At 66.7% G+C, this 21040-nt stretch carries 19 protein-coding genes; 8 read left to right on the plus strand and 11 right to left on the minus strand.

Annotated elements, in window-relative coordinates:
* Nucleotides 1–31: 31 nt before the first annotated feature.
* On the minus strand, nucleotides 32–382 hold the full coding sequence (locus tag D6M19_RS11510; protein ID WP_123025352.1) for a VOC family protein: 351 nt from the start codon (nucleotides 380–382) through the stop codon (nucleotides 32–34).
* Nucleotides 383–431: 49 nt separating this feature from the next.
* Nucleotides 432–1853 carry an acyl-CoA synthetase gene (locus D6M19_RS11515; RefSeq protein WP_123025353.1) on the minus strand — a complete coding sequence of 474 codons (1422 nt, stop codon included), beginning with the start codon at nucleotides 1851–1853 and terminating at the stop codon, nucleotides 432–434.
* Nucleotides 1854–1952: 99 nt separating this feature from the next.
* Here D6M19_RS11515 and D6M19_RS11520 point away from each other — a divergent pair, with 99 nt between their 5' ends.
* The 4 genes from D6M19_RS11520 (at nucleotide 1953) to D6M19_RS11535 (ending at nucleotide 4287) form a co-directional block, all read left to right on the plus strand.
* A complete protein-coding gene (locus D6M19_RS11520) occupies nucleotides 1953–2486 on the plus strand; it encodes an NUDIX domain-containing protein (RefSeq protein WP_123025354.1) in 534 nt (177 codons plus the stop codon).
* A gap of 12 nt (nucleotides 2487–2498) precedes the next feature.
* Nucleotides 2499–3287, plus strand: a complete 789-nt coding sequence (locus D6M19_RS11525) for an SDR family NAD(P)-dependent oxidoreductase (RefSeq protein WP_123025355.1) — start codon at nucleotides 2499–2501, stop codon at nucleotides 3285–3287.
* Between the two features lie 47 nt (nucleotides 3288–3334).
* On the plus strand, nucleotides 3335–3739 hold the full coding sequence (locus D6M19_RS11530; protein WP_123025356.1) for a YybH family protein: 405 nt from the start codon (nucleotides 3335–3337) through the stop codon (nucleotides 3737–3739).
* Nucleotides 3740–3813: 74 nt separating this feature from the next.
* Entirely contained in the window at nucleotides 3814–4287 is a 474-nt protein-coding gene (locus D6M19_RS11535) for an Rv2253 family sensor-like surface protein (RefSeq protein ID WP_407665328.1), read from the plus strand.
* 383 nt (nucleotides 4288–4670) lie between these two features.
* On the opposite strand, the gene D6M19_RS11540 is transcribed toward D6M19_RS11535, so the two are convergent.
* A complete protein-coding gene (locus D6M19_RS11540) occupies nucleotides 4671–5663 on the minus strand; it encodes a proline dehydrogenase family protein (RefSeq protein WP_123025357.1) in 993 nt (330 codons plus the stop codon).
* Between the two features lie 12 nt (nucleotides 5664–5675).
* Nucleotides 5676–7304 (minus strand): L-glutamate gamma-semialdehyde dehydrogenase, encoded by a 1629-nt coding sequence (pruA, locus tag D6M19_RS11545; protein WP_123025358.1) that lies wholly within the window; start codon nucleotides 7302–7304, stop codon nucleotides 5676–5678.
* A gap of 96 nt (nucleotides 7305–7400) precedes the next feature.
* Here pruA and D6M19_RS11550 point away from each other — a divergent pair, with 96 nt between their 5' ends.
* Nucleotides 7401–8990, plus strand: a complete 1590-nt coding sequence (locus tag D6M19_RS11550; RefSeq protein ID WP_123025359.1) for a PucR family transcriptional regulator — start codon at nucleotides 7401–7403, stop codon at nucleotides 8988–8990.
* Nucleotides 8991–9073: 83 nt separating this feature from the next.
* Here the strand turns inward: D6M19_RS11550 and D6M19_RS11555 are convergent, their stop codons facing one another.
* From D6M19_RS11555 to fdxA, 3 genes are read right to left on the minus strand one after another with little or no spacing between them, the layout of a single operon-like run.
* Nucleotides 9074–10846: an acyl-CoA dehydrogenase family protein gene (locus tag D6M19_RS11555; RefSeq protein WP_123025360.1), complete on the minus strand. Its 1773-nt coding sequence runs from the start codon at nucleotides 10844–10846 to the stop codon at nucleotides 9074–9076.
* A gap of 49 nt (nucleotides 10847–10895) precedes the next feature.
* Nucleotides 10896–11984 carry a succinyldiaminopimelate transaminase gene (gene dapC / locus D6M19_RS11560; RefSeq protein ID WP_234834824.1) on the minus strand — a complete coding sequence of 363 codons (1089 nt, stop codon included), beginning with the start codon at nucleotides 11982–11984 and terminating at the stop codon, nucleotides 10896–10898.
* A 32-nt stretch (nucleotides 11985–12016) separates the two neighbouring features.
* Nucleotides 12017–12340, minus strand: a complete 324-nt coding sequence (gene fdxA, locus D6M19_RS11565; RefSeq protein ID WP_067071854.1) for a ferredoxin — start codon at nucleotides 12338–12340, stop codon at nucleotides 12017–12019.
* A gap of 266 nt (nucleotides 12341–12606) precedes the next feature.
* Between fdxA and D6M19_RS11570 the strand changes: the two genes are divergently transcribed.
* Nucleotides 12607–13164 carry a PadR family transcriptional regulator gene (locus tag D6M19_RS11570; protein WP_123025362.1) on the plus strand — a complete coding sequence of 186 codons (558 nt, stop codon included), beginning with the start codon at nucleotides 12607–12609 and terminating at the stop codon, nucleotides 13162–13164.
* On the plus strand, nucleotides 13161–15176 hold the full coding sequence (locus D6M19_RS11575) for an NADPH-dependent 2,4-dienoyl-CoA reductase (protein WP_123025363.1): 2016 nt from the start codon (nucleotides 13161–13163) through the stop codon (nucleotides 15174–15176). The genes D6M19_RS11570 and D6M19_RS11575 overlap by 4 nt, the downstream gene beginning before the upstream one ends.
* Nucleotides 15177–15285: 109 nt before the next feature.
* Here D6M19_RS11575 and D6M19_RS11580 read toward each other — a convergent pair whose 3' ends face one another.
* The 3 genes from D6M19_RS11580 to D6M19_RS11590 form a co-directional block, all read right to left on the minus strand.
* On the minus strand, nucleotides 15286–15837 hold the full coding sequence (locus D6M19_RS11580; RefSeq protein ID WP_123025364.1) for a YceI family protein: 552 nt from the start codon (nucleotides 15835–15837) through the stop codon (nucleotides 15286–15288).
* Nucleotides 15838–15908: 71 nt separating this feature from the next.
* Complete coding sequence (locus D6M19_RS11585; RefSeq protein WP_123025365.1) at nucleotides 15909–16367, minus strand: DUF2231 domain-containing protein; 459 nt, start codon at nucleotides 16365–16367, stop codon at nucleotides 15909–15911.
* A 114-nt stretch (nucleotides 16368–16481) separates the two neighbouring features.
* Nucleotides 16482–19061: a bifunctional FO biosynthesis protein CofGH gene (locus D6M19_RS11590; protein WP_164478437.1), complete on the minus strand. Its 2580-nt coding sequence runs from the start codon at nucleotides 19059–19061 to the stop codon at nucleotides 16482–16484.
* Between the two features lie 217 nt (nucleotides 19062–19278).
* Between D6M19_RS11590 and D6M19_RS11595 the strand changes: the two genes are divergently transcribed.
* Nucleotides 19279–20571: a hypothetical protein gene (locus D6M19_RS11595; protein WP_123025367.1), complete on the plus strand. Its 1293-nt coding sequence runs from the start codon at nucleotides 19279–19281 to the stop codon at nucleotides 20569–20571.
* Nucleotides 20572–20574: 3 nt separating this feature from the next.
* Here D6M19_RS11595 and D6M19_RS11600 read toward each other — a convergent pair whose 3' ends face one another.
* Nucleotides 20575–20994 (minus strand): hypothetical protein, encoded by a 420-nt coding sequence (locus tag D6M19_RS11600; protein WP_123025368.1) that lies wholly within the window; start codon nucleotides 20992–20994, stop codon nucleotides 20575–20577.
* Between the last annotated feature and the right edge of the window lie 46 nt (nucleotides 20995–21040).

Raw genomic sequence — 21040 nt, forward strand, 5'->3', positions numbered from 1 at the left:
GCGTACAAACACGGGCGCTCGCGGTGCGACGTCAGTCGTCGGGAGCCAGGATGCAGAATTCGTTGCCTTCGGGGTCGGCCAGCACCACCCAGGACTGCTCGCCCTGGCCGATGTCGACGTGTCTGGCGCCCATCGCGATCACCCGGTCGACCTCGGCCTGCTGGTCGTCGGGCCGGAAATCCAAGTGGATGCGGTTCTTGACGACCTTCTCGTCGGGCACCGCGATGAAGATCCAGTCCGGGCCCGCTCCAGGTGGCGGGTGAAGCCGTACGTCGCCGTCGCCGTCCAACTCGTGCGGCCAACCCAGCACCTGCGCCCACCACTCGCCGAGCGCGGTGGCGTCGTTGGCGTCGATGCAGATCTCGTCAAAAGCTAGAGACATTGGTCGACTCCCGCTCGCTCCGGTCCTCGCTCGTTCCTCGCTGCGATCCTCACTCGCGTTCGTCTCCAACCCATCCCGCCAGCTCCTTCTTGAGCAATTTGCCCATCGCGTTGCGCGGCAGGCTGTCCACGACGCGGACCTCCCTGGGTCGCTTGTGCACCGAAAGCTGTTCTGCGACATAACTTATCAATGCCTCGGGCTCGGCGTCACCGACGATGAACGCGATGATGCGTTGGCCCAAGTCGTCATCGGGTACTCCGATGACCGCAGCCTCGGCTACACCGCGATGCGCGAGCAGAACCGTCTCGATCTCGCCCGCACCGACCCTGAATCCGCCGGTCTTGATCATGTCCACCGACTCGCGGCCGACGATGCGGTGCATACCATCGCCGTCGATCACCGCCGCGTCGCCGGTGCGGTACCAGCCGTCAGCGTCGAAAGCCTCGGCGGTGGCCTCGGCCCTGTTGAGGTAGCCGTCGAAAATCGTCGGAGTCTGAACCTGCAGTCGCCCAATGGTTTCGCCGTCATGCGCACAGGGTGCACCGTCGTCGTCCACCAGCCTGGTCTGCACGCCGCGCAACGGCAGCCCGACCCAGCCGGGCCGTCGTTCACCGTCAGCACGGGTACTCACGGTGATCAAGGTTTCGCTTGCGCCGTACCGCTCAACGGGGGGGTGGCCGGTGAGCTCGGCGAGTTTGTCGAAGACCGGCACCGGCAGCGCCGCGCTACCTGACACCAACAGCCGGGCCGAGGACAATGCTCTCGCCGTGTCGGGGTCGTCGACGACTCGCGACCACACCGTCGGCACCCCGAAGTACAGCGATCCCCGAGCGGCCGCATACTCGGTCGGCTTGGGTTTTCCGGTGTGTACAAAGCGATTTCCGATTCGCAATGACCCCAACAGGCCGAGTACTAGGCCGTGAATGTGGAACAGCGGCAGGCCGTGCACCAAGGTGTCGTCCGGCGTCCACTGCCACGCCTCTGCCAGCGCGTCGATGTCGGCGGCGATGGCACGGCGACTCACCAGAACGCCCTTCGGCGGACCCGTGGTTCCGGAGGTGTACATGATCAGTGCGGTGGCCTCCGGAGCAGGCTCTTGATAGCGGTGCCACGAACGCGCGTGCAACCGCACCGGGATGTGCGGCAGGCCCTCCGGCTCGTCCGGCCGCTCTCCCAGCCACACCTGCGCACCGGAGTCGGTGAGGATGTGTCGCCGCTCAGCCGTGCCGACATCCGCGGGCACAGGAACGACGGGCACCCCGGCAATCAGGCAGCCGGTGACGGCCAGCACGGTGGCGGCGGTCGGCTTGGCCAGCACGGCTACCCGCTGCGCGCCACCGACGCGTTCGGCCACCGACGTCGCGGCGCCGACGAGGTCGCTACGGCTGAGCACGCCGCCGTCGATGCGGACCGCGTCGCCGATGTCGGCACCGCCCGCGACCGCGGCGGGATTCAGCGAGGTCAGCAACACGTCAGCGAGGCTACCCCGGCCGATCCCCGAGTCACTTCGTCTCCCCCACCCTCCGGGTGTGGGCCCGGCCCACCGAGTCCGGCTCGGCATACTTGGCGTGTGGATGAGATCCAGCGTGTCGCGTCTCGCGAGGTGTATCGCAACGACTGGATGACGGTACGGGAGGACCAGGTGCGTCGGCCGGACGGCTCGAACGGCATCTACGGCGTCATCGACAAGCCGACGTATGCGTTGATCATCGCCACCGACCACGACCGCTTCCGGATGGTCGAGCAGTTCCGGTATCCGCTCGGCCTGCGTCGTTGGGAGTTCCCACAGGGCACCGCGCCGGGGCGGGCCGATGTCGACCCCACCGAGCTGGCGCATCGTGAGCTGCGCGAGGAGACCGGGCTGCGCGCCGAATCGATGGTCCCGATCGGGCTGCTCGACGTTGCCGCAGGCATGAGCAGTCAGCGCGGCAGGGTGTTTGTCGCCACCGGCATCACAGAGGGCGACCACGATCGCGAGCACACCGAGCAGGACATGCACAGCGAATGGTTCAGCCGCTCCGACGTCGAACAGATGATGTTAAGAGGTGAAATCACCGACGCTCAGTCGCTGGCGGCATGGACACTGTTCCTGTTGACCGAGTAAAGAGGAGATGCCGTGACAGCCGCCCTCATCACCGGTGCATCTACCGGCATAGGCCGTGAACTGGCGCGGCTTTTCGCCGCGGACGGCGTCGATGTGGTCGTGGTGTCGAGCGAGCGAAGCGTCGCCGAGCTCACCGCGGTGGCAGACGAATTGCGGTCGGCCCACGGTGTGCGGGTGGACACCATCACGATGGATCTCGCCAAGCCGGGCGCGGGCGCCGAACTGGTGGCCCGCGTCGACGAGCTTGGTGTGGACGTCGAGTACCTGGTGAACAATGCAGGCGTCGGCATCCTTGGCCTCACTGTGCAGGACTCCGATCCAGACGCGGTGTCGCGGATGGTTCAGCTGAATGTGGTCACCACAACCGACCTGACCCTGCTGTACGCGGGTCGGATGGTGCAGGCGGGTCGCGGGGCGATCCTGAACGTCGGCTCGATCGCGGCCTACGTCATCCCGCACGGCCTGGAGGCGGGATACGCCGCCAGCAAGGCGTTCGTCAGAAGCTTCTCCGAGTGTGTGGCCGACGATCTGCGCGGCACCGGCGTGACATGCACACATCTGGCGCCCGGACCCACCCGCACCCAGTTCATGGACACCGCCGGACTTGGCGACACGTCGCGGCTGGACAGGTACTTCATGGACGCGGCGCCGGTGGCCAAGGCGGGCTACGCCGCGATGCGGGCCGGACGCGTCAACGTGATACCGGGGGTCGGCACGAAGATCATGCGGGCGATGTCTGCGCTCTCGCCGTCACGCCGCCTAACCGCCGAGTTGTCGGGCAGCTTCGTCAGCAGGCACTGACCTGTGATGAACTAGCGGTGCCACCAAATACGAGATGGGGCGAGACGATGGATGACGAACAAGCCATCCGCGACCTGTTCACAGGTTGGGTCGAGGCGGTACAGTCACAGGAGCTCGAAGGTGTTGTGGCCGATCATGATCCGAAGATCGTGATGTTCGACGTGCCGCCGCCGTACGACGGTGTGCGTGGCATCGAGGAGTACCGCAAGTCGTGGCCGCCGTTCTTCGAGTGGCTGCGCCAGGGCGCCCAATTCCAGCTGTTGGAGCTCCACGTCACCGCGGGCGCCGACGTGGCGTTCGCATATGCGCTGTTGCGGTGCGGCACACAGGATCACTTCGACGCGAACCCCGACAACCGGTTGCGCATCACCGTCGGGCTGCGCAAGCTCGACGGGCGCTGGGTCGTTGCGCACGAACATCATTCGTTCCCGATGACGGACACGGCTTCCTAATCCGCGGGATTGCCCGGCGCGGCGACTACGCTATGCCTCTCGTGGGGGCAGGGCGATGTCGAGTCGGGACGGCGCTGATCGCTGCCACTCTTGTCGCTGCCAACGCCTGCGCAGCACCGGTCGCCGGTGCCGCAGGCCAGGTGTGGAACGGGAAGTACTCGCTGTTGCGCTACGCAGGCGAGAAGACGGGCACCAGCCTGGCTGCCCGCCAACCCGAACCGGACTTCAGCAACATCTACACCTTTGTCACCGAGTGCTCTCGCGAGTGCGTCTCCACTGTGGTCGACGGCCCCAAGCCGGCCAACCCGACTCTCCCGCTGCCGCCCCGCTACACCTGGAACGGCTCCACATGGGTGCACGTCTACGAGTGGCAGTGGGACTGCTATATGGGCGAAGGCGTTCCGAAGGTGTGGAACCCGGCGAGGTCGGTGGCCTACTACACGCCGCAGTCGGACGGGACGTTGAGGGGCAGCTGGCGCACCGACATCTACGGCGGCCCGTGCGACGGCTCCGTCATCATGGACGTCGCAGCGTTTCCGGCCGGCTGACCGCTCATTCGTCCGGGCAGGTCACGTCGCACATACACCGTCGTGAACCCGATGGCGGGGCCTGCGGCATCCGGGTTGTGCACTCCGGTGACGCTGCATTCCGACAACGGCTCGGTAATCGAGCCGTTCCGCATCACGTTGTGGCCCTGACTCTTCAGGCTGGCCACCACATCGTTCGCTGACCCGGAGCCGGTAGGCGCCGCCGTCGCGGACGACGCGCTGAGCATTGCGGCCGTCAAGACCCGGCAGCGCCACCCACAATCACACATGTCTTCATGCATGTGAATAGGGCAGCGGGTTACGACCACGCGCACCACACCGGCGAGCCTGCGACAGATCGCAATTTCACGCATACCCGCGATTTGTGCGCAGTCTCGCCGTCGTCAGTGACGCCGCTCAGCCAGTGCACGAAGGAAGAACGTCAGGTTCGCGGGCCGTTCGGCGATGCGGCGGACGAAGTAGCCGTACCACTGCGTGCCGAACGGGACATAGATCCGGACGTGATTGCCCGCGTCGGCCAGCCGTCGCTGTTCGGCATCTCGGATTCCGAAGAGCATCTGGTATTCGAAATCGTCCACGCCGCGGTTGTTGTCGCGAACCATTGCCGGCACGGCGTCGATGATCTGCGGATCGTGCGAGGCGACCATCGGGTAGCCCGACCCTGCCATCAACGCCTGCAGGCAGCGAAGGTAGGAGTCGGTGACATCCTCGTGGTCGCGGTAGGCCACCGATGCCGGCTCGTCGTAGGCACCCTTGCACAACCGGATCCGCGCGCCGGAGGCGGCGAACTCCTCGCAGTCGCCAAGCGTGCGCTTCAGGTACGCCTGCAAAACGGTGCCGAGCCAAGGAAACTCGGCGCGAAGGTCACGCACGATGGACAGCGTCGAGTCGGTGGTCGTGTGGTCCTCGGCGTCGACCGTCACCCAGGCGCCGACGTTCTGGGCCCTCTCGCAGATCGTGTGGGCGTTGTCCCTGGCGATCTTCTCGCCGTCCCGGGGCAGGGCCTGACCGAGCGCAGACAGCTTCAGCGACACCTCCAGCGGACGCACAGACGTGCTTGGCGTCTCGTGGCGCGTGCCGAGCGTATCGAGCAGACCCAGATATGCCTGCACCGTCGTGTCGGCATCCTCGACCGCGGTGGTGTCCTCACCCAGATAGTCGATGCTGACCATGCGGCCGCTATCCCGCAGTTGCGCAACCGATTTCAATACGTCGTCGATCGACTCTCCGGGCACGAAGCGGTGCACGACGTCGCGGGTGATCGGTAGCCGCTCGGCGGTACGCCGCAGTCCGTCGGATCGGCTGGCAGCCAGAATCGCCGGGCGCGCGACGCGTTGAAAGACGCGATGAGCGCTTGTGCGAAGAGCAGACTCCACAACGACATCTCCTCAACCCATGTGTGGATAGTTGTGATCGGTGGGCGGAACGAACGTCTCCTTGATGGAGCGGGCGGACGTCCATCGCAGCAGGTTCAGCGCCGAGCCGGCCTTGTCGTTGGTGCCCGACGCCCGGGACCCGCCGAACGGCTGCTGGCCGACGACGGCGCCCGTCGGCTTGTCGTTGACGTAGAAGTTGCCCGCGGCGAAGCGCAGCCGGTTCTGGGCCTGCAGCACCGCGTTGCGGTCGTCGGCGATGATCGCTCCGGTCAGCGCGTACTTCGCTCCGCTGTCGACGACGCCGAGCATCTGCTCGTATTCCGAATCGGGGTAGACGTACACCGACAGGATCGGCCCGAAGTATTCGGTGGAGAACGACTCGTCGCCGGGGTCGTCGGAAAGTAGCACCGTCGGCCGGACGAAATAGCCTTCGCTGTCCTCGTATTCGCCACCGACGGCGACGGTGACGCCCGCGGCACCCTTGGCGCGCTCGATGGCCTTGACGTTCTTGGCGAACGCGCGGTCGTCGATGAGCGCGCCACCGTAGTTGGAGAGGTCGGCGACGTCGCCGTAGCCCAATGCCTCTGTGGCACCGAGGAAGTCGTCGCCCATCGATTGCCACAGCGAGCGGGGTATGAACGCCCGCGAGGCCGCCGAGCACTTCTGTCCCTGGTAGTCGAAGGCGCCGCGGATGAGAGCGGTGCGCAGCACGTCGGGCCGTGCCGACGGATGCGCGAGCACGAAGTCCTTGCCGCCCGTCTCACCGACCAGCCGTGGATAGGTGTGGTAGCGGTCGATGTTCGTGCCGACCTCTCGCCACAGGTGCTGGAATGTCGCAGTGGAGCCGGTGAAGTGGATGCCTGCCAGCCGCGGATCGGTTAGTGCCACATCGGAAACGGCGATCCCGTCGCCTGTGACCATGTTGATCACGCCCGGCGGCAGGCCTGCGGCCTCCATCAGCTGCATGGTCAGGTAGGCGGCGAACGTCTGCGTCGGCGACGGCTTCCACACCACGGTGTTACCCATCAGCGCGGCCGCGCTCGGAAGGTTGCCTGCGATCGCGGTGAAGTTGAAGGGCGTGATGGCGTATACGAAGCCCTCCAGCGGCCGGTAGTCGCTGCGGTTCCATACCCCACGGGCGCTGACCGGCTGCTGCGCCATGATCTCTTGCGCGAAGCCGACATTGAACCGCCAGAAGTCGATCAGCTCGCAGGCGGCGTCGATCTCGGCCTGATAGGCAGACTTCGACTGGCCGAGCATTGTTGCCGCACAAAGCTTCTCGCGCCAAGGGCCGGCCAGCAGGTCGGCAGCGCGCAGAAAGACCGCGGCACGCTCGTCGAACGGGGTGTTCGCCCAGGCGTCCTTGGCGGCCATTGCAGCGTCGATAGCGGCCGTCGCGTCGGAGTGCTCGGCGTTGGTGAAGGTGCCCAGTTTGGCGGCGTGCCGATGCGGCTGCACGACGTCGACGCGCTCGCCGCTGCCCATCCGGTGCGTGCCGCCGATGACGTGCGGCAGATCGATCGGGTCAGCGTCGGCCAGTTCGGCGAGCGCGGTGAGCAGGCGCGTGCGTTCGGGACTGTTCGGTGCGTATTCGAGAACCGGCTCGTTAACCGGCCTCGGAACCTCGGTGACGGCATCCATGCAGTAAGGATCCCCTTTTCGAGCATCGTTAACCGATGGCTGATCGAACAACACCGTCGGGGACTTATAGTCGAATCGGACAAAAGGGGGTTGGCGATGGCGGAGCGCGAGGGACTGTCACTCGGCCAGCTGCTGCTCACCCTCGACCGGACGATGGTGACGCTGGTCGAGGCGCCGCGCGGGCTGGACATGCCGGTGGGGTCGGTTGCGCTCGTCGACGTCGACGACATCCGGCTCGGTTTGGCCCTCGGCGCCGGCTCTGCCGACCTGTTCTTCCTGCTCGGGGTGTCCGACGCGGAGGCGGTCGGTTGGATCGCGCAACAGGCCAACGGGGCGGTGCCCGCCGCGATCTTCGTCAAGCAGCCGTCCCCCGCCGCGGCGAAACTGGCGGCGGAACTCGGCAGCGCGGTGGTCGCCGTCGAACCCCGCGCCCGCTGGGAATTGCTCTACAAGCTGGTCAACCATGCGTTCGAACACCACGGCAACCGTGGCGACCCGCGCAGCGACTCCGGCACCGACCTGTTCGGGTTGGCACAGTCGATCGCCGAGCGCACCCACGGGATGATCAGCATCGAGGACGACCAGTCACACGTGCTGGCCTATTCGGCGTCCAACGCCGAGGCCGACGAACTGCGCAGGTTGACCATCCTGGGCCGCGCCGGTCCGCCCGAGCATCTGGAATGGATCGGGCAGTGGGGCATCTTCGACGCCCTGCAGGCCAGCGGCGAGGTCGTCCGCGTCGCCGAACGTCCCGAGCTCGGCCTGCGCCCCCGGCTCGCCGTGGCCATCCACCTGCCCGCCACCGACGCGCGACGACCTCCCGGCTTCGCGGGCACGATCTGGCTGCAGCAGGGCTCTGCGCCGCTTGCCGACGACGTGGAGGAGGTGCTGCGCGGCGGGGCCGTGTTGGCTGCACGCATCATGGCGCGGCTGGCGGCTGCGCCGTCCACGCACACGGTGCTGGTGGGAGACCTGCTCGGGCTTGGTGAGGGCCCCGCCGACGTCGGCGCGATCGCCCGCGAGTTGGGTATCGCCGCCGACGGCCGCGCTGCGCTTGTCGGCTTCCGCGGCGAGGGAGCCGCGGTACCGTCCAACGTGATCGCGTTGAGCGCGAGCGCTTTTCGCGCCGATGCGCAGGTCGCCTCTTCCGGCGATCGTGTGTACGTGCTGTTGCCGAAGATCGGGGCGACGTCGTCGGTGACGTCGTGGGTGCGGGGCATGGTCGCCGCGTTGCGCCGCGAGCTGGGAACGACGATGCGGGCGGTGATCGCCGCGCCGCTGGCCGGGCTGGCCGGTGCTGCCGCAGCCCGCGCCGAGGTGGACCGGGTATTCGACAGCGCCGACCGCCACCCCACCGCCATCGATCAAGTCACGTCGTTGGACGAGGCGCACACCACGGTGCTGCTCGACGAGATCGTCGCGCACGTGGCAGGCAGGCAACGGCTCATCGATCCGCGCGTCCGCGAACTGCGCGAGCAGGATCCGATGCTCGCCGACACGCTGGCCGCCTATCTGGACGGGTTCGGCGATATCTCCGCTGTGGCACATCGACTGCATGTGCACCCGAATACGGTGCGCTACCGCGTGCGTCGGATCGAGAAGCTGTTGTCGACGTCGTTGGACGATCCCGACGACCGCCTCGTTCTCGCGCTCGGCCTGCGGGCGACCGAGCGCTCACCCCAATAGCGCTCACCCCAATATGCCGAGCAGACGCAAAAGTCCCCGAAATGCCGCGTTTTGGGGACCTTTTGCGTCTGCTCGCCGGGGAACTAGCCCGTCAGCGCGCCGGTCACCAGTTCGTCGAAACGCTCGATGGCCTCGTCGCCGTCGGCGTCAAGGCCACGCAGCGGGCCTTGGTCAGCCAGGTATCTCTGCGCGTAGAGCCGGGCCACGAGAGTCTTTCGGTCTGTTCGGTTTTCGGCCAGCTCCCACGCCGCCTGCTCTGTCAAAAGGGCACCGGCATACACGTCACCCATGAACTTCGCGAGCGGGAACAGCCTGGCTTCGGCGACCGCACCGCCGAGCTTGCTCCACGCGGTGATAGCCGCATCGAGGTCCTCGACACGACGAGCGACAAGTGCGGTGGTGTCGTCGGCGTCGGACACCGACACCGCATCGTGCAGACGTTGCAGAAGCGGTTCGTGCGCCTGCGCGCGCTCGATCCCGCGCTTCACGTCCAGACAGAGGATGTTGTCTGGGCCTTCCCAGATGGTGTTCACCTGCGCGTCGCGCAGTAGCCGTGCCACCGGCCATGTCTCGATATAGCCGTTGCCGCCGTGGATTTCGATCGCATCCGATGCCATGGTGATGCCGAGCCTGCAGACCTTCAGCTTGGTGACGGGTACGGCGATGCGCTGACGGACCCGCCGCGGCTGCCGGTGGTTGGCGGCCCCGGTGCCGTCGAAGACGAGCGCTTGGGCGGCTTCGACGTCGACGATCATCTCGGCCAGTTTGCGCCGCATCAACGGCTTGTCGATGAGCGCGTCGCCGAAGGCCTGCCTACGCTGGGCGTAGCACAACGATTCGACCAAGGCGCGTCGCGCATTTCCGAGCGCGAAGAGCGCGATGCCGAGGCGTGCGGCATTCGTCAGCTCCATCATCCGGCCAAGGCCCTTGCCGTCGGATGGACCCGCGTCGTCACTGGCTTGGCCGGACAGAAGAAACGCTTCGGCGTCGACGAACTCGATCTCACCCGACGCGACCGAGCGGGTACCGAGCTTGTCCTTCAGCCTGCGCACGCGGACACCGTTGCGGGACCCGTCGCGGCGCGTCCGCAACACGAGGAACGTCGCGACGCCCCGGCTGGAGTCGGGTGCTCCCTCGGGCTTGGCGAGCACGACGAACGCCTCGCCGTTGCAGTTCGACGCGAACCACTTGAATCCGTTGAGCAGCCACGCGTCTCCGTTGCGCGTTGCCGTCGTCTCGAGTGCGCCGAGATCAGATCCGCCGGTCCGTTCGGTCAGCAGCTGGGCGGTCTGCCCCTCCCACTCACCCGACTCGAACTTGGCCAGCACGTGGTCGCGCACATCGGCCGGGGCGTACGCCGCCACCAGAGCCTTCACCATGCCGCCGCCGGTGCCCAGCGCGCAGCCCATCCCGATATCGGCCTGGTTGAGCAGATAGTTCGACGCGAACAGTGGCAGCGACGAGCTCATGCCTGCGCCACGGGCGTCGTTGCGCAGCGCCTTCTGGGCATCCAGCACGGCTCGGCGGGATTCGTCGAACGAGGTCGGCATGATCACCCGGCTGACGTCGTGGCCCCACCGGTCGTAGCGTTCGAGCCGGGGCGGGTTGCGGTCGGTCTCCTCCGCCCACCGCGAGACCGGGCCAGACATCAGCGCGCCGATACGCGTCAGGTGCGGCGTGGCGACCGCGAGCTCATCGGGCTGTAGGTAGTAGGCCATCGCGGCTTGCAGGGTGGGATCGGTGGTGTACCAGTTCAGGCCCGTCGCACCCTGGTAGTCCTCGGTGCGGTAGCGCGCGGACTTCTCCGGCGTCGTGAACGGCAGCCGGTCGACAGCCTCGACGTCGTAATCGCTCATGACGCGACGGTATTGCAGGTTCGGCGTCCTGCGCGGGCAGACGGTGTAACTAGGCGGCAAGCCGCTCGACGGCGGCGTCGATCCGTTCGTCGGTGGCGGTCAACGCGATTCGAACGTGCCGGCTGCCGCGCGGTCCGTAGAACTCGCCTGGGGCGACGAGGATCCCTCGCTGCGCAAGCCATCCGACCGTGTCACGACACGGCTCACCCCGCGTCGCCCAGATGTACAACCCGGCTTCGGAGTGGTCAACGTCGAAACCGGCGGACTTCACGGCGGGCAGCAGCGCATCGCGACGTCGCGCGTAGCGCTCCCGCTGATCGCGTTCGTGTGCGTCGTCGTCGAGCGCGGCGACCATGGCGCCCTGCACGGGCGTCGGCATCATCATCCCCGCGTGCTTGCGAACGGCCAGCAATTCGGCGATCAAGCCGCGATCGCCTGCGACGAAGCCGGCACGGTAACCCGCCAGCGAGGACGTCTTGGAAAGCGAGTGAATCGCCAGCAGGCCCGTGTGGTCGCCGTCGCAGACCGAGGGATGCAGCAGCGAGACAGGTGCGGCATCCCAGCCAAGGCCCAGGTAGCACTCATCCGACGCGACGATCGCGCCGCGTTCGCGCGCCCAGCCGACGACCTTCCTGAGGTGGTCGGCGCCAAGGACGGCACCGGTGGGGTTGCTTGGCGAGTTGAGATAGATCAACGCCGGTGATCGAGGACCGATCTGGGTCAGCGAGTCGGCCAGCAGCACCTGCGCCCCGGCCAACTTCGCGCCGACTTCATAAGTCGGGTAAGCCAATTCGGGCACGACGACGACATCGTCGGGTCCAAGGCCGAGTAGCGTCGGCAGCCACGCGATGAGCTCCTTGGTGCCGATCGCGGGCAGCACGGCGTCGTCGGCCAGGTTCGTCACGCCGTAGCGGCGACTCAATGCTGCGACGGCCGACGCGCGAAGCGCAGGTGTGCCAGCGGTGGTCGGATAACCCGGCGCGGCGCTGGCGGCCGCCAACGCATCGCGGATGACGGGCGCGACCGGATCAACCGGCGTGCCAACGGACAGGTCGACGATCCCGTCGGGATGCGAGCGAGCCAGCGTCGTCGCGTCGGCGAGCGTGTCCCAGGGAAATACCGGCAGCCCCGCAGAGATGCCGCGGCGGACCACGTCGGGTCTAGCCGTTATCAGTCCTCACCCTGAGGCGGTAGGTCCTTGACCGACTGCGGATCGTTGTCGGTCTGGCCGACTTTCGACGCTCCGCCGGGTGACCCGAGCTCGGCGAAGAAGTCCGCGTTGATCTGGGTGTACCCGCTCCACTGATCCGGCACGTCGTCTTCGTAATAGATGGCCTCGACGGGGCAGACCGGCTCGCATGCGCCGCAATCCACACATTCGTCGGGGTGGATGTACAGCATGCGGGCGCCCTCGTAGATGCAGTCAACAGGGCACTCCTCGATACATGCCTTGTCTTTGATGTCGACGCAGGGTTCGGCGATGGTGTACGTCACTGAGTACTCCTCAAGTCCTCTCGATCAACCTGATCAATGGGGCTGCCTGTGTACAGGGCATGGGTGAAAATTCGCTCCAGTATCCGATGCGGATGCGTGGAGGTCTACCTCAGCCTGCCCTAACTTTTTGCGCCCACCCATGGGGGTGGACGCGTGGTTACTGATACTAGACGTTGCATATACACGTGCCTAGTCGGCACACCCCTATGCGCACGGGTGCAGTGCAACAAGTTGCATATGGATCGCGCCGCTTCTAGGCTGCCGTCGTGGCGCTTCCGCACGCGATCCTTGTCTCGCTGTCCGAGCAGTCCGGCTCGGGCTATGAACTGGCGCGCCGCTTCGACCGTTCGATCGGGTTCTTCTGGAGCGCCACCCATCAACAGATCTACCGCACGCTGCGCGCGATGGAGGACGACGGCTGGGTGCAGGCCACCTCCGTTGTGCAACACGGCAGGCCCGACAAGAAGGTGTACACCGTGGCCGACGCCGGCCGAGCCGAGTTGGCCCGCTGGATCGCCGAGCCATTGACGGGCCGGGGCAGTTCGGTGACCGACAACCGCACGCGGGACCTGGCCGTCAAGATTCGCGCGGCCGCATACGGCGACGTAGCCGCGCTGTGCGTGCAGGTCGGCGCACTTCGCGCCGAGCGTGCCGAGTTGCTCGACACCTACCGGGGATTCGAGAAGCGCCAATTCCCCGATCCTGGCGCACTCAGCGGCAGTGCTCTGCATCAATACCTGGTGCTGCGCGGCGGCATTCGGGCCGAAGAGAGTGCCATCGAATGGCTGGACGAAGTGACGGCGACTCTGGGGAAGAACACATGACCAACCCGTACCCAACTTTGTTGTCGCCGTTGGACCTTGGGTTCACCACATTGCGCAACCGGGTGGTGATGGGGTCGATGCACACCGGCCTGGAGGATCGCGCCGGTGACACTGACCGGCTCGCCGCGTACTTCGCCGAGCGGGCCCGCGGCGGCGTCGGCCTGATCATCACCGGCGGATACGCACCGAACCGCACCGGCTGGCTGCTGCCGTTCGCATCGCAGTTGGTGTCGTCGTCGGAGGCGCGTCGTCATCGCCGCATCACCGATGCCGTACACGACGAGGGCGGCAAGATCCTGTTGCAGATCCTGCATGCCGGACGCTATGCCTACCATCCGTTTTCGGTCAGCGCGTCGGGCATCAAGGCACCGCTCAATCCGTTCAAGCCGCGCGCGCTGAGAAACGTCGACGGCACCGTTGGCGACTTCGCCCATTGCGCGGAGCTGGCCCGCGAGGCCGGCTATGACGGCGTCGAGATCATGGGCAGCGAAGGCTACCTGGTCAACCAGTTCCTCGCCCCCCGCACCAACAGGCGGACCGACAGGTGGGGTGGTTCGGCCGAGAATCGCAGGCGCTTTCCGGTGGAAATCGTGCGCCGCAGCCGCGCGGCAGTCGGGTCGGACTTCATCATCTGCTACCGAATGTCGATGGCCGACTACGTGGACGACGGCCAGAGCTGGGATGAAATCATCGCGTTGGCAACGGAAGTCGAGGCGGCCGGGGCGACGATGATCAACTCCGGGTTCGGCTGGCATGAGGCGCGGGTCCCGACGATCGTCACCTCGGTACCCAACAGCGCGTTCGTCGACATCAGCAGCGCGGTGGCCGAACACGTCGAAATCCCGGTGGTGGCATCGAACCGCATCAACATGCCGCAGGCGGCCGAGCAGATCCTCGCCGACACCCACGTGCAGCTGATTTCGATGGCGCGACCGCTGCTGTCGGATCCGGACTGGGTCGCCAAGGCGCAGCACGACGTCGCCGACGAGATCAACACCTGCATCTCCTGCAATCAGGCGTGCCTGGACCACGCATTCGTCCACAAGAAGGTGTCGTGTCTGCTCAACCCGCGTGCCGGGCGGGAGACGGACCTGGTGCTCTCGCCGACTCGCCGCACCCGCCGCGTCGCCGTGGTCGGCGCGGGCCCCGCCGGGTTGGCCGCAGCGGTGACCGCCGCCGAACGTGGCCACGACGTCACGCTGTTCGAGGCAGGCGATGTCATCGGCGGCCAATTCGACATGGCCAGAAGGATTCCCGGCAAGGAGGAGTTCAGCGAGACGATCCGGTATTTCACGCGGATGCTCGCCAAGCACGGTGTCGACGTGCGCCTGCGCACCCGGGCCGGCGTCGACGAACTGACCGGATACGACGAAGTGGTGCTGGCGACCGGCGTGGCGCCGCGAATGCCAGACATCCCCGGCATCGACCACCCGATGGTGCTGTCGTACGCCGAGGCGATCATGGGCAAGCCGGTCGGAAAGACGGTGGCCGTCGTCGGCGCGGGCGGTATCGGCTTCGACGTCAGCGAGTTCCTGGTCACAGACGAGTCCTCGACGCGCAACCTCAAGGAGTGGAAGGCGGAGTGGGGTGCGGCCGACCCGCAGGAGGCGCGCGGCGCGTTGACGACGCCCATCCCCTCGCCCGCCGCACGCGAGGTGTATCTGTTGCAACGCACCAAGGGCGCCCAAGGTCGGCGACTCGGAAAGACATCGGGCTGGGTGCACCGGGCGTCGTTGAAGGCCAAGGGCGTCACGCAGCTATCCGGTGTGAACTACGAGCGCATCGACGACGACGGCCTGCACATCAGCTTCGGCCCGGATCACGAGCGCGGGCAGGTGCTCGAGGTGGACAACGTGGTGATCTGCGCGGGCCAGGAATCGGTGCGAGAGCTGGAGGACGGGTTGCGCCGCAACGGGATCGACCCGCACATCATCGGCGGCGCGGACGTGGCGGCGGAGCTCGATGCCAAGCGTGCGATCAAACAGGGCACCGAACTCGCCGCCCGCCTCTAGCTCATCCCCTTGCACCGCGAGCGTGCGTGTCTGCACACGACACGCCGCAGATCAGCGTCATTCCGTGCACGTTCGCGGGGCGTTTTGTGCACGCTCACGCGGCGATGCGTCAGACCTGCTTGAGCGCTTCGATCTCGAGGGTGATGGTGACCTTGTCGCCGACGACTGTGCCGCCGGTCTCCAGAGGCATGTCAACCTCGATACCGAAGTCCTTGCGGTTCAGCACGACCGACGCCGTGAAGCCGGCGACCTCGCCGTGGCCCATGCCGGGGTTGGTCCCGTTGAACTCGAGGTCGAGGCTGACGGGCTTGGTGATGCCCCTGAGGGTGAAATCGCCGTCGAGCACGTACTTGTCGCCGCTCTCGCGTACACCGGTCGAGACGAAGGTGGCGGTCGGATAGTTCTCGGCGTCGAAGTAGTCGGCGGCCTTCAAGTGGGCGTCGCGCTGCTCGTTGCGCGTGTCGACGGAGTCGACGGCGATCTCAGCAGTCACCGACGGGGTGCCGTCCTCGGCGACGACGACCGCGCCGGAGAACGTCGTGAAGTGCCCTCGCACCTTGCTCACCAGGAGGTGGCGCACCGAGAACGCGATCGACGAGTGGACGGGGTCGATCGCCCAGGTGCCTACGCTGAGCTTGGTCGTAGCGGTGGCTGCGGTCATGTGACTCTCCTCAAGTGTTGGCGCCGGCCTTTCCGACACCTCGAAGAGAGTAAACGGACCTTAGTCCGCTTCTATTCCCCACCCCACACCGCGCGCGCACCCGCGTCGCCGATCAGCACGATGCCAACGGTGGCCCACCCGCCCACCACAACCGCGAGGACTGCGGCGATCACCGCCAACGCCCGCTTGGGCTCCGCCGATCGTGACTCGATCCGGTGCTGAACCGCCTGGACGACGGCAACCACCAGCAGTCCGATCGCGAAGTAGATCGCCCATTCCGCGCGTTGCTCGTGAGTCTCCAAAATCGCCGAATGCTCGGGTGACTGGTTGTACAGCCACTCACCGGCCGACACCGTCAACGGCGTCAAAACAACGACCGCGGCGGCAAGCGCGAGGTTCAGCCACACCAGTCGCCGTCGTGCTGCTGGCCACAGGGCGCACAGAATCTCAAGCAGTGCGAGGAGCGGTGCGAGCACCACGATCGTGTGGTTGAGGAGGGCATGGGCAGGCAATCCGAACAACGTCGTCAAGGCGCGCTCCTGGGGCTGAGGTTGGCGGCTGTCACTTCGTATACGTGCCGAGCTTGGCACCCGGTTCACCTCAAAGGCGGGATTTCGGCCTTGATTCGCGCTACGCCGCAGGTCCTACGCCGCGAGCGGCGCGTAGGTGGTGGTGCGCTGACGGGCGGGGCGGCCGATACCCTCGGCGATCGCGGTCAGCTCCTCGACGGACTTCGCCGAGCCGAACTCCGAACCGGCCATCCGGGAGATGGTCTCCTCCATCAACGTGCCGCCCAGATCGTTGGCGCCGCCATTGAGCATCACCTGCGTGCGCTCCACGCCGAGCTTGACCCAGCTGGTCTGGATGTGAGAGATCCTGCCGTGCAGCATGATTCGTGCCAGCGCGTGGACGGCACGGTTGTCGCGATGCGTCGGGCCTGGCCGTGCCCCGCCCGCCAGATACAGCGGAGAGGACTGGTGCACGAACGGCAGCGGCACGAACTCGGTGAACCCGCCTGTGCGGTCCTGGATATCGCGCAGCACGCGCAGATGCCCGACCCAATGCTTAGGCGTGTCGACGTGGCCGTACATCATCGTCGAACTCGACCGCAGCCCGACTTCATGCGCGGTCGTGACGACCTCGATCCACATCGACGTGGGCAGCTTGCCCTTGGTCAGCACCCAGCGGACCTCGTCGTCGAGGATCTCGGCGGCGGTGCCGGGGATGGTGTCGAGCCCGGCCTCGCGCAGGCTGATCAGCCACTCCCGGATGGACAGCCCGCTCTTGGTGACACCGTTGGCGATCTCCATCGGAGAGAACGCGTGCACGTGCATCGACGGCACCCGTTTCTTCACCGCGCGCACGAGGTCGGCGTATCCCGTGACCGGCAACTCGGGGTCGATGCCGCCCTGCATGCAGACCTCCGTCGCACCTGCGACGTGGGCCTCCCACGCCCGATCGGCCACCTCGTCGGTCGACAGCGAGTAGGCGTCGGCGTCGCCCTTCCGTTGGGCGAACGCGCAGAACCGGCATCCGGTGTAGCAGATGTTGGTGAAATTGATATTCCGGTTCACGACGAACGTGACGTCGTCACCGACGGTCTCGCGGCGCAGCGAATCCGCCAGCGCAGCAACGGCTTCCAGTGCCGGGCCGTCGGCGGTGGCCAAAGCAAGGTAATCGTCGTCGGTGAGCCCGGCCGGGTCGCGTTCGGCCGCACGCAACGCCGAGGCGACGTCGGTGTCGATGCGCTCCGGAGCGCGGGCCGCCAGCTCTCCCACCTTCTCCCGGATGGACTCCCAGTCACCGAAGGCGCTGTTCAAGTCGCTGCGGGTGGCCGTCAGCCGCCCCTCGGCATCGATCGCCGAATGCAAATCGGTCCTGCCGAGCGACTCGGTCGCTTCGTCGGGCTCCTGCCAGGCCCGCCCAACAGGGTTGACGTCCCTCGCGAAACCGGTGTCGGGATCGGCAAGCGCGGCGACGTGGCCCTGCACCCGCGGGTCGATCCACGCCGCGCCGGCCTGAACGTAGGGCGGCTGGGCGGTCAGCCGCTGCACCAAGTCGTAGCCCGCTTCGGCGGTGACAGCGGCGAGTTCGTCGAGAGCCGGCCATGGCCGTTCGGGGTTGACGTGATCGGGGGTCAACGGCGAAACGCCGCCCCAGTCGTCGACGCCTGCGCCGATCAGAGCGAGACACTCATCGCGCGAGACCAGGTTCGGCGGCGCCTGGATGCGCATCTTGGGGCCGAGCACCAAGCGGGACACGGCGACCGTCGCCAGGAAGTCGTCGATACCGGTGTCGGGCGTCGCAGCCATCGCGGTGTGATCCTTGGCGCGGAAGTTCTGCACGATGACTTCTTGGACGTGGCCGAACGCTTTGTGCGACTTGCGGATCGCGTGCATCGTCTCGGCGCGCTCGGTCAGCGTCTCGCCGATGCCGACCAGTAGGCCGGTGGTGAAAGGAATCGACAGTCGACCGGCATCGTCGAGCGTGCGCAGCCGAACCTCGGGATCCTTGTCCGGGCTGCCGTAGTGGGCGAGCCCTTTCGTCTCGAACAGCCGCCGCGACGTGGTCTCCAGCATCATGCCCATCGACGGCGCGACCGGCTTGAGCCGCGAGAGCTCCGACCAGCTCATCACACCCGGATTCAGGTGCGGGAGAAGGCCCGTCTCCTCCAGGACGCGGATCGCCATCGCACGCACGTAGTCCAGTGTGGAGTCGTAGCCGCGCTCGTCGAGCCACTGCCGCGCTTCGTCCCATCGCGTCTCGGGCCGGTCGCCGAGCGTGAAAAGCGCTTCCTTGCAACCGAGTTCGGCACCACGCCGGGCGACGTCGAGGATCTCGTCGGGCTCCATGAACATGCCGAGGCCCTGGGCGCGCAGCTTGCCGGGGACGGTGACGAAGGTGCAGTAGTGGCAGGTGTCACGGCACAGGTGGGTGACCGGGATGAACACTTTGCGGGAGTAGCTGACCGGCAACCGACCGTTGGGCCCACGCCGATCCGACGACGTCAGCCCGGCATCGCGCACTCGCGCGGCGCTGGCGCTGAGATCGGCCAGGTCGTCACCGCGGGCGGTCATCGCGATGGCGGCCTCGTCGACGTTCAGCGCCACCCCGTCGCGGGCGCGCCGAAGTACCCGCCGCAAAGCGGCGGTGCTGGGGGCGCCAGAAATGGATGGGACCACCGGGCTGGGCAGATCGGTGCCGTGCTGGGGGTTCAGAGCCACTCCCGTGTAACCCCACGTTCGTCGATGATCATCCGCGCGTCTCACATTCTGAAACATGGGCGCCTGGCATATCGCCACAGTAGTCCGCGCATCGGTCTGCGTGTCGGCAGCCTTCGCGACTGTGGAGGCCGACGCGGGTAAGGCGGCCATTCGGCTACGCCCACGTGAGCGTCCGCGTAGGTTCGTCCCGGTCGGGGCAGGAACTGGGAGGATTCTGATGACGATCTCCGCGCGATCAATTCTGATGGCCGGGGTCGCGACGCTCACAGTCACCGCCATCGCCGCCGCCCCGTCGATACAACCAGCGGCCCCGCCGCGCTCAGAGCCCGCGGGCGCAGTTCAGCTGTCGGCAAAGACACAACCACTGATCGACCGTGCCGAGTTGACCGCCTGGCTGGCGGCGGCCCAGAGGCGATCGCGGCCGTCGAGCGTCTCGACCGCCCTGGTCGATCAGCAGGCTGCCCCGACCGCGGCGCTCTTCTCGTTCCCCGGTCTAGGCAACGCAATCATCAACGCCTACAACTTCATCGAGCCCATCGTCGCCTATGGCGTGCAATGGGCTCAGTATTTGGTCGGCTGGATCCCATTCGGCTACCTCATCGGCGACCAGATCGGCATCTTCTACTTCAACCTAATCGAACCGATCGCCGAGACGATCACCTACAACATCGCCTACTGGATCGGCGGCTCGAAAAGCTTCCTCCAAGCCCTCAACGACGGCATCCTCGACTCCGCCAATGCCGGCATCGGCTTTCTGAACGCCGAGATCCGCTGGGGGTGGGGCTTCCTGCCGCCCCTCCCATTCGGGCCCCCGCAGATCCCATACCTACCGTGGTTCGGACTTCTGCAGACGCAGACGGCAGGCGTCGCGACGGCGGGCTTGACCCCCGAGGTGGGTGCGACGAACGCTGCCAGCGATTTGGTCGACGCGATCTACGTCCCCGTCCGCAACGGCATCGACTACGGCATCGACGTGTTGCGAGCCGTGCTCGCCCCAATCCCGCTGGCCAATATCGCGGGCGATCAGGTGAGCATCCTGAACTCGCTGATCAACACCGGGATCAATGAGATCAACTATTTCGCGGGGTTCCCGTTGATCCCGACGGCGGCCGCACAGACACGCGAACTGGACCGTACGACCGAGGTCAGCACCGTCCCGTCGATCGTCAAAAGCCAACCAATCGAGAGCAACGGGTTGCGCGCCGGGCTGATCGAACGCCGGACGGATGACGCGACGAACGTCGGCGCGGCCGCGGAGGAGGCGGGCAATGGCGTGGTCCGGGCTCCCGGTGCGATCCGCGGTGCCGTGACCAAGGCTGTGAGCGACGCGACCAACACTCTGCGGCCGGGCAAGCCCGACAAGTCCGTGGCCGGTGTCGCCAACGCTTCGACCAGCGTGGTGAAGAGCTTGGCCGATACCGCGAGAAAGGTTGTGAAGCAGGCGCGAGAGGCCGCGAAGGACGCCGGCGACGCGGTCAAGAATCGACCTGCTCCGGCCGCCGACGAGTAGCGGCTAGCGCGGTTGGTTGCGCCGGTACAACAGCATCAACGGCGGAATCGCACCCACCGCGATCAGCAGCAGCAATTGCCACTGGGCGGCGTACACCGCGTCGTCGCCGGGACCCGGCAACGTCATCGCCGCGACCGTCGCAAGCCAGGTCCACAGCGGCAGGGCCGCCAGCCGCGGCGCCGACGTCCATTGAAGCGCGACCCACACCAGCGCGGCGTTGAGCAGACCGCTGATCAACGCGCTGATGGGGAACGGAACCGGGCCGATGCGGATCGAGAGGAAGAACGCGGCAACTACAGCCGAGATGACGCCGTTGACACCGAGCAACGTGAGGACGACGGCACGCAGTGCCCGAGTGTCGTCGGGCGGCGGGGTCAGGTCGGGATGCTGTCGAGCACCGATGTGATCGAACCGATCACCCACTGGTAGCTGTCCAGACGGTCCTGCCAGTGCTGCAGGTTGGGGTCCA

The sequence above is a fragment of the Mycolicibacterium stellerae genome (assembly GCF_003719305.1).
GTDB lineage: Bacteria > Actinomycetota > Actinomycetes > Mycobacteriales > Mycobacteriaceae > Mycobacterium > Mycobacterium stellerae.